Raw genomic sequence first — 2,975 nt, forward strand, 5'->3', positions numbered from 1 at the left:
CCGCCTGGATCGAGGACAAGCACCGCCAGCACCCGTACTTCTCGCGCATGTTCAGCTGGAGCTTCGGCCAGCCGGGCGAAGCCGAGCTGGACGCGCTGGCCGCCTCGGTGCGGCTGGACGCGCTGGCGCCGCCGCAGGCCGCATGCCGGGTGTACGCGATGACAGAAGACGCGATGTTCGACGCCCGCCACACCGAGGCCTACGCGGCCTGGGGCCAGGGCCGGGTGGAGGTGAAGACCGTCGCCGCCGAGCACGTGGGCACCAGCAGCTTCTACCGCTGGTTGCCCGGGGCCTTTGACTGGTTTGCTGAAAGGTTTGCACATGCCTGAACAACACCTCCCCCGCGCCAACCTGGCGCAGCGGCTGAGCCACACGCTCGGCGAACACCTGATGCGCCACTGCACCCAACATTGGGCGCCCTGGGTCGTCACTGTCTGCAGCTGTGCGGTGCCTGCCATGGCAGCGGAGATGCCCAAGTCCGTCACCGTGCAGGGCCACTTCCAGGAGCTGGCGCTGGACAACCCGGGCAGCGGCCCGGCCATCGTCTCGGTGGACGACGAGGACCGCGTGTGGGTGGCGCTGGCGCGCGCCGGCAAGCTGGCGATGTACAGCGGCGGCAAGGTGCGCACTTTCGAGCTCGGCGCCAACAGCCGGCCGGTCGGCGTGATCGCCGGCACCAAGCAGAACGGCTACCCCGGCTCGGTGTGGATTGCCGCCAGCTACGACAACAAGATCATCCGCTACGACTGGCAGACCGGCCAGCGCCGCGAATACGCCATCCCCGGCACCGAGAGCTGGCCGTTCAACATTGCGCTGGACGCCAAGGGCCACGTCTGGTTCACGCAGCGCGCAGCCGGCGCCATCGGCAAGCTGGACCCGGTGAGCGGCGAGTTCACCCAGCTGCCGCTGCCGCGCCCCGGCTCCGGCCCCGCGGGGCTGGGCATTGACGCGAAGAGTGGCAAGGTCTGGTTCACCGAAAGCTACAAGGACACGCTGGCCAGCATCGACCCCGCGACCGGCCAGGTCACCGAGATCGCCATGGGCCAGGCCAGCACCGGCCTGGTCAGCGGCCCGGCCGGGCTGGTGGTGGACGGCGAAGGCGGCGTGTGGTTTGCCAAGCTCGAAGGCCAGCTGGGCTACCTGCCGCCCGGCGCCAGCCAGGTGCAGCTGATGGCCACGCCGGCCAATGCCGCGCGCCCCGCCGGCGTGACACTGGATGCGCAAGGCAACCCCTGGCTGGTGGCGCTGGATGGCAACTCGCTGCTCAGCTACCAGCGGCGCGACAAGCAGTTTGTCGTCTACCCGCTGCCCGTTGGCGAGCAGGACGCGCAGCCCAGCTCGCCGCCGTTCGCGCGCAGCTCGCGCCCGTTTGGCCTGGCCTTCGACAGCAGCGGCAACCTGTGGTTCTCGCAGCAGTACACCGGCCAGCTCGGCGTGCTGGACCTGGCCAGGCCGGAGCTGAAGCTGATGTCGCCCGGCCCGGAGGTGAAGGCGGCGGATCCATACGTGACGGTGCAGGCGCTGGACAGCCTGGCCGGCGAGGTGACGGTGCGCTACGAGATGGACGGCGCAGCAGTCGCCCTGCGCAACGGCCGCTTGGACCTCACGCATGCCACGCCGGGCGAGCACGAGCTGAAGGTGGTGGCCACCGATGCCGCAGGCCTGAGCAACAGCCAAAGCCGGCGCTTCCGCTACCTGCCGGCGCCTGAATCTCTGCCCACGCTGATCGGCGCGCTGCGCTTCAAGTCACCCGAGCCCAAGGCCTTGCGCGACGCGCTGCTGATGACCGCCAACGACAGCGGCAAGGCCCAGCGCGTGGACGATTTGCGCGGCATGCTGGCCACCCACCGCGAGCAGCTGGCGGCCGACGAATACGCCAGCATCTCGGCCACGCTGGAGTGGATGGCCGGCGGCCGCGGCAGCGAGCAGGTGGTGACCATCCTGGACCGCGAACCCTTCTTCGAGCCGCGCCAGGTGGAGCTGAAGCCCGGCGGCAGCGTGGCCTGGATGTACCAGGGTGAAAAACAGGGCCACGAGATCTCGCACGAGCTGCACCAGATCGAGGTCGCCAGCCTGCAGGTCAAGTCACCGCTGATGCGCGCCGGCGACCGCTTTGTGCAGCGCTTCGACACGCCCGGCAGCTACACCGTGCTGGACTCGCGCAAGCCGGGCGCGGCGCTGCAAGTGACGGTGCTTCAACCATGACCAGCATGTTGCCGCCGCTGTTCATGCAGCCCGAAGTCCGGCTTGTGGACCTCAGCGTGCCGCTGGGCGAATCGGAAGCCGAGTCGGTGCCGGTTGTCGTCGAGTACCTGCCGCATTGCTGCGGTGGGGCCCACCTGGCGCAGCTGGCCGACATCGAGCAGCAGCAGCTCGAAGGCGGGCTGGCCTGGGCCAGCGAGCGCATCCAGGCCATCACCCACAACAGCACGCACATCGACGCGCCCCACCACTACTCGCCGCTGTGCCAGGGCAGGAAGAGCCGCACCATCGACGAGATTCCGCTCGACTGGTTCTGGGGCCAGGGCAAGTGCCTGGACATCTCGGACGACAGCGAGCCGCTGAGCCGCGAGGCGCTGCTGGCGGCCGAGCAGCGCGCCGGCATCCGCATCGAGGCGCAGGACATCGTGCTGTTCCGTACCGGTGCCGAAGCCTTCCATGGCGCGGCCGGCTTCAACCGCCGCGGCCGCGGGCTGACGGGCGACGTGGTGCGCGAGCTGACCGACCGCGGCGTGCGCCTGTTCGGCACCGACGCCTGGAGCATCGACGCCTCCTACCCGAAGATGAAGGAACGCTCGCTGGCGCTGGGGCCGCAGGCGGTGTGGGAGGAGCATTTCGTGGGCCGCGAGCGCGAGTTCTGTGCCATTGAAAAGCTGACCAACCTGGCCACGCTGCCGGCGGCCGGCTTCTGGGTTGCCGCCTTCCCGATCAAGGTCCAGTCCGGCAGCGCGGGCTGGAGCCGCGTGGTCGCGTTC

General features: G+C 69.7%; 3 protein-coding genes. All 3 read left to right on the top strand.

Going from position 1 to position 2,975, the window contains the following annotated elements; genetic code table 11:
- Nucleotides 1-329, top strand: a 329-nt coding sequence (locus FKP22_RS32770; RefSeq protein WP_170201091.1) for a hypothetical protein, incomplete at its 5' end; no start/stop codon positions are given.
- Entirely contained in the window at nucleotides 322-2,205 is a 1,884-nt protein-coding gene (locus tag FKP22_RS25855) for a virginiamycin B lyase family protein (protein WP_141290667.1), read from the top strand. The genes FKP22_RS32770 and FKP22_RS25855, both read left to right, overlap by 8 nt.
- A partial coding sequence (locus tag FKP22_RS25860) for a cyclase family protein (RefSeq protein WP_141290668.1) occupies nucleotides 2,202-2,975 on the top strand: 774 nt, incomplete at its 3' end. The genes FKP22_RS25855 and FKP22_RS25860, both read left to right, overlap by 4 nt.

Source organism: Ideonella azotifigens, from assembly GCF_006519715.1.
Lineage (GTDB): Bacteria > Pseudomonadota > Gammaproteobacteria > Burkholderiales > Burkholderiaceae_C > Ideonella > Ideonella azotifigens.